Source organism: Sphaerisporangium sp. NPDC088356 (assembly GCF_040685555.1).
GTDB lineage: Bacteria > Actinomycetota > Actinomycetes > Streptosporangiales > Streptosporangiaceae > Sphaerisporangium.
In genome coordinates, this window is sequence record NZ_JBFBIK010000158.1 from 1 (window position 1) to 5,763 (window position 5,763).

The following is a 5,763-nucleotide window of genomic DNA, read 5'->3' on the forward strand; positions in this document are numbered from 1 at the left end:
CCGCCGGCAACACCTCCGCCGCCTCGAACGCCGTGAGCGTGACCACGGACGCGGCCTCGCCCGTGGTCACCCTGCGCGCCAGGGCCAACAGCCGCTACGTCACCGCCGCCAACGGTTCGGCGTTGATCGCGAACGGGACGTCCGTCGGGACCGCGCAGCAGTTCGAGCGCATAGACCTGGGCAACGGCAACGTGGCACTGAGAGCGAAGATCAACAACCAGTACGTGTGCGCCGAGGGCGGCGGAGCGCAGCCGCTCATCGCCAACCGCGCATCGGTCGGCCCCTGGGAGACGTTCCAGCTGATCACCAACCCGAACGGCTCTGTCAGCCTCAAGGCCCAGGCGAACGGCCAGTACGTGTGCGCCGAGGGCGGCGGAGCACAGCCGCTCATCGCCAACCGCGGCTCGATCGGCACCTGGGAGCAGTTCGACCTGGCCTGAGCACCACGCCGGGCGGGACGGCGGGCCCGCCCGGCGCCGGACCGCCGCCCCGGCCTGTGCTCGCTCACGGGCACAGCCGGCGCTGGGCGGTGCCGTGCCATTCGGCGAGCAGGACGGTGGCGTCGTCCTGCAGCACGCCGTCGTGGTACTCCATCACGTTGTGGATCAGACGGCGGAGGGTCTCGGGGACCGGGAGCCCGTCGGCGGCGGCGCGGATGATGAAGTCGGTGAAACGGGCCACGCCGAACTCCTGGCCGTGCCGGTTCCTGACCTCGGTGATGCCGTCGCTGTAGAGCAGCACGCGGTCGCCCGGCTCCAGTTGCTCGTGGCAGACCGTCACCGGGACGCCCAGGTCGAGCCCCATCGGATGGGCCGGCGGGCACTGCAAGGTGGTGACCCAGCGCCCGCCGCGGATGACCACGGGCAGATGGTGACCGCGGTTGACCCAGCTGAACATGCCGGTCGAGGTGTCCAGATCGGCGAGGATCCCGGTGACGAAGCGCGTGTCCCGGCCGAACTCGGCGATCAGCACACTTTCAATCACCTCGCTGATCTCGCCGAGTTCGACGCCCTGCCGGCGGTTGTTGCGGAAGGCGGTCACGGCGAGGTTCGCGGTCAGGCCTGCGGCGACATCGTGACCCATCGCGTCGAAGATGCCCATGTGGACGATGTCTCCGGCGATGGCGTACTCGAAGGCGTCCCCGCCCATCTCGTAGGCCGGTTCGAGGACCGCGGCGATCACCACCTCGTCGTTGGCGAAGGTGAGCGGCGGCATCAGGTTCCACTGCATCTCGGCGGCCACGTTCATCGATCGTGTGCGCACGAGCCGCGCGTAGGAGTCGCTGAAGTGGCGCTTGCTGACCACCATGAACGCGATCACGGTCGCCAGATGCCGCATGCACTTCTGGGCCTGCTCGTCGGCGTCCTTCGCGCTGATGCGGAGCACGCCCAGCCGTTCGGTGCCGTCCACCAGCGGCACCCACCACCAGTCGGGGTCGCCGTCGCCGCCGGACCTGCGCAAGGTGCGCACCTCACGAAACGCCCGTCCGGCCAGCGTCGCGTCGATCCGCAGCTCGCTGACCTCGCTCACCCCCTTCCCGGCGTTGTCTCCATGGCCGGTCAGCAGGCGCAGCACGTCCTGCTGCAGGTCGACGAGGTAGATCAGGACCTCGCCGAGCCCGGCGTGCGGGGCGTGCTCGGCCACGAGGGCCGGCACCTGATCGAGAGCCGCCAGGTGACTGGCGTCGAGCAGGCCCGTGAGCATCCGTCCGGCACCTGTGACCCCACTCGCCTGTGGTGTCGCCGCATGGGGGTTCACCATCAAGATCCTCACGTTCCTCCTGGAGCCCGGTCCAACCCCATTCCTTCACCAGATGCCCCGGGCGAAACGTGAATGGTGCCGTCGAACCGGCATGGCGTGATCCACGATGCGGAGGCCTCCCCGCGCCCGCGGGAACGATGGCCTTTTATCTCCGGCCACTTCCTGCCAGCGTCGCTCCCCGCCCACGGCGGCATCGTAGCGGTAACCTGGAATTCGTCGGTTAATAGCATTCGACCGGTGAATGTCGTGGTGTATTCATGCGCCGGCCGATTAGGTGGCGGATATTCGCGTGAATGAGACCGCGACGACGCGTGGGTACAGCTAAAGCATTCAGGTGTGGTGGAGGCGGCCGATGTCCCTGAACGAGACCAAGCAGACCCCGGAGTACGTGGCGCCGGAGCCGGTGGAGCCCGTCGAGTCGCCGGTCCGCGGCCGGCGTCGCGGGACGGCGGCCGTGATCGGCTCGGCCGTCGCCGTGCTGGCGCTGGGCGGGCTCGGATACGGCCTCCTCGCCGACCGCACTCCCCCTCCGGACGGCGGTCCCCCGCCGTGGGACGCCCCCTCCGACCCGAAACCGCTGGTCCTGGCCGCGGGCCTGAAGTTCGGGCCCATGGGCATGGCCGAGCACTACCACTCCCACCTCGACGTCTACGTCGACGGCAAGCCGGTCAGCGTCGCCGCCGACATCGGCATCGACCCCGGGTCAGAGGAGATGGCGGCCGTCCACACCCACGACACCCGCGGCGTGATCCACATCGAGACCGACGTCAAGGGTCAGACCTACACCCTCGGCCAGATCTTCACCGAGTGGGGCGTCACGCTGAACGCCACCCAGATCGGCACGCTCAAAGCCGGCAACGGCAAGACGCTGACCACCTACGTCAACGGCCAGAAGCTCGACGGCGACCCGGCCGCCATCGTCCTGAAGCCGCACCTGCAGATCGCCCTGGTGTACGGCAAGCCCGGCTCGTCGTTCACGCCTCCCGCGACCTACCGGTTCAAGCCGGACGAGTGACTCCGGCCCGCACGCGTCCGGTTCACGCGGAGGTGGAGTTCCGCTCCGGCTGGTTCAGGGGCAGCCGGAGGACGAAGCAGGCCCCCCTGGACGAATCCTCTATCTCAAGCGTTCCTTGATGAGTGGTGACGATCGCGCGGCAGATGGCCAGGCCTAGCCCGCTGCCACCGGGGTCGAGGCGGCGCCCGCCCGAAAGCCGAACAAAGGGTTCGAAGACGCGTTCGCGGTCCTCCCGCGCGATGCCGTCGCCGTCGTCGGTCACCGTCACGACGGCCTGGTCACCCGACGGCCTCGCGGTGACGTCCACCCGCGAGGCGGCGTGCCGCTGGGCGTTGACCAGCAGGTTGTTCAGCACACCGATCAGCTGGATGCGATGGCCGAGGACCATCGCCTCACCGGTCACGTCCGCGTGCACGGGCGGAGCGTGGACCCGGGCGGCCACCTCTTCCTTCACCAGCGCGTTGAGGTCCATCGGCTCGGGCTCGGGCGGAGCGGCGGTCCGGAGATGGGCCAGCGTCAGCACATCATCGATGATCGCTTGCAACCGCTGAGTCGTCGTGAGCGCGGCCTGGAAGGTCTTCTGCGGCTCGACCTCGCCGGGGTAGCTCAGCGCCTCCTCCAGCTGTATGCGCAGGCCCGCGACCGGAGACCTGAGCTCGTGGGAGACGACCGAGGCGAAGTAACGCTGCTGCTCCACGGCCTCCTCCAGCCGGGACAAGGTCTCGTTGGACGTGCGGGCCAGCTGCGCGATCTCGTCGTAGCCGGGCGGCTGCGGCACCCGCAGGCTCAGGTCGCTCACCGAGATCTCCGCCGTTCTCGCGCGGATCGCCGCCACCGGGCGCAGCGTGCGGCCCACCAGCCACCAGGTCGCCCATGCCGCCAGGATCGTGGCGAGCAGCACCGCGGCCGCGCTGATGAGTTCCAGGTGGTGCCCCGCCAGGATGGACGGCTCAACCCTTCCGGCGTAGACGAAATGCTGCTCGCCCCCCCAGAGCAGACGGGACGACAGGGGAGGAACCCGCACGGCGGTGAACAGCACGCAGTCGCCCGCCGGCGGGCACACGACACCGCTCTGGATCCGCTGGTTGGCCGGGGGCCGCAGCGTGCTCAGCGGCGGCATCCCTGCCGCCGCCCTGCTCGCCCCGACCACCTCGCCGCTGGAGTCGACGAGCTGGAGGAGGTCGACGTCGGCCGCCGGGCTCGGTACCTCGCCGGGGTTGACCGATCCGGCCCAGCCGGTGGCGACGCTCTGGGTATTCCGGAAGATGTGGTCCTGCGTCCTGATCCGGATGGTGGTGTCGATGCCGGCGGCCATCAGCGCGAACACGATCAGCGCCACGATTCCCGCGCCTAGCGTGAATCGCCCCCTGATCGATCGTGGGCGCAGACGAACTGCCATCACTCACCTTCCCGGAGCAGGTCTACCCTCCCGGTTCGCCCGCGTTCCTCAATATATGTCCATGCCAGAACACCTGTTAGGAGCCACTGTGCGCTTGCCGCGAAGAGGGTCCGACAATCAGACCGGAAATAGGCGATTCCATTGCCATCGCTTTACATTCGCGCGCCGTTCGCCATGACCGTGGAGAGCCTCGCGATGGGCACATCGCCGTCCAGGACGCGTACCCGTTGCGGAATCAGACGTTTTCAGAGCGGATACGCCGTGGCACGCTCAGACGAAACGAGATGTTAACAATCGGGGCTGACGAAGCACGGTAAGCAGTAAGGGGGGACAATGAACCGCTCAACGGTCATCGCCGGGCTGGGCATCACCGAGATGGGCAAGGTCTACGGCAGGTCGGCCCCGGAGTTCGCGGCCGAGGCCGTACGACTGGCCGTGGCCGACGCCGGGCTGGAGACGCACCAGGTCGACGGCCTGCTGACCAACACGGGGCTCACCCGCGACGTTGGACTGGGCCTCCAGCGCGACCTCGGCCTGCGCCACCTGCGGATGCTGTCGGAGGTCCAGGGCTACGGGTCCTCGGCGGGCGCCATGGTCCAGTACGCGTCCATGGCCGTGGCCGGCGGCATGGCCGACGTGGTGGCCTGCGTCTTCGCCGACGCCCCGCTCAGGGACAAGGGCTCCGGCTCCGCCTACGCGAGGACGAGCCGCACGCCGACCGGCTGGCGGGGGCTCGCCGCCGCCTCGGGGATCCACAGCGCCAACACCTTGTACGCGCTGGCCGCCCGGCGGCACATGGTCGCCTACGGGACCACCAGCGAGCAGTTCGGCCACATCGCGGTCGCCCAGCGCGCCTGGGCCGCGAAGAACCCCCTGGCCCAGATGCGCGATCCGATCACCATCGAGGACCACCAGAGCTCCCGGTGGATCGCCGAGCCGTTCCACCTGCTGGACTGCTGCCTGGTGAGCAACGGCGGCGTCGCGGTCATCGTCACCTCCGCCGACCGCGCCGCCGACCTCGCCCGGCCGCCGGTGCACATCCTCGGCTGGGGGCAGGCCCACCCCGGCTATGTCATGGGCCGCGGCAGCGAGTTCGGCCTGGTCAGCGGCGCGGCCGTCTCGGGGTCCACGGCCCTGAAGATGGCGGGGGTCACCCTGGCCGACATCGACGTGGTGGAGCTGTACGACTGCTACACCTACACCGTGCTGATCTCGCTGGAGGACTACGGCTTCTGCGCCAAGGGCGAGGGCGGCGACTTCGTGTCCAGCGGCGTGCTCGGGCCCGAGGGGTCGCTGGCGGTCAACACCGGCGGCGGCCAGCTGTCCTCCTACTACATGTGGGGCATGACCCCGCTGTCGGAGGCCGTCATCCAGGCCCGGGGCCAGGGCGGCGACCGCCAGGCGCCGGAGCACGACCTGGTCCTGGTCAGCGGCAACGGCGGCGTCCTCGACCACCACTCCACCCTCGTCCTCAGCCCGCACGCCCGATAGTCCACACATCCGGCCGGCCCGCACACCCGAGAGCCCGCACACCCGGCCGGCCCGCACACCCGAGAGCCCGCACACCCGGCCGGCCCGCACACCCGAG

Annotated in this window: 4 protein-coding genes and 1 pseudogene; 3 read left to right on the plus strand and 2 right to left on the minus strand. The window is 69.7% G+C overall.

Annotation, left to right across the window (positions count from 1 at the left end):
- Nucleotides 1-440, plus strand: a pseudogene (locus tag AB0O34_RS33615) (hypothetical protein); the annotation flags it as partial.
- A 64-nt stretch (nt 441-504) separates the two neighbouring features.
- On the opposite strand, the gene AB0O34_RS33620 reads toward AB0O34_RS33615, so the two are convergent.
- The gene (locus tag AB0O34_RS33620; RefSeq protein ID WP_363922459.1) at nt 505-1,761 is read right to left on the minus strand and encodes a PP2C family protein-serine/threonine phosphatase; all 1,257 of its coding nucleotides are present in this window, start codon (nt 1,759-1,761) and stop codon (nt 505-507) included.
- Between the two features lie 352 nt (nt 1,762-2,113).
- Here AB0O34_RS33620 and AB0O34_RS33625 point away from each other — a divergent pair, with 352 nt between their 5' ends.
- Nucleotides 2,114-2,776, plus strand: coding sequence for a hypothetical protein (locus AB0O34_RS33625; RefSeq protein ID WP_363922461.1), 663 nt, complete (start codon nt 2,114-2,116; stop codon nt 2,774-2,776).
- Nucleotides 2,777-2,798: 22 nt separating this feature from the next.
- Here the strand turns inward: AB0O34_RS33625 and AB0O34_RS33630 are convergent, their stop codons facing one another.
- On the minus strand, nt 2,799-4,115 hold the full coding sequence (locus AB0O34_RS33630; RefSeq protein ID WP_363922463.1) for a HAMP domain-containing sensor histidine kinase: 1,317 nt from the start codon (nt 4,113-4,115) through the stop codon (nt 2,799-2,801).
- A 393-nt stretch (nt 4,116-4,508) separates the two neighbouring features.
- Between AB0O34_RS33630 and AB0O34_RS33635 the strand changes: the two genes are divergently transcribed.
- Complete coding sequence (locus AB0O34_RS33635) at nt 4,509-5,666, plus strand: thiolase family protein (RefSeq protein WP_363922465.1); 1,158 nt, start codon at nt 4,509-4,511, stop codon at nt 5,664-5,666.
- Nucleotides 5,667-5,763: the final 97 nt, after the last annotated feature.

Coding starts and splice junctions, on each gene's coding strand:
- AB0O34_RS33620 (WP_363922459.1), bottom strand. CDS start 1,761: ATGGTGAACCCCCATGCGGCGACACCACAGGCGAGTGGGGTCACAGGT.
- AB0O34_RS33625 (WP_363922461.1), top strand. CDS start 2,114: ATGTCCCTGAACGAGACCAAGCAGACCCCGGAGTACGTGGCGCCGGAG.
- AB0O34_RS33635 (WP_363922465.1), top strand. CDS start 4,509: ATGAACCGCTCAACGGTCATCGCCGGGCTGGGCATCACCGAGATGGGC.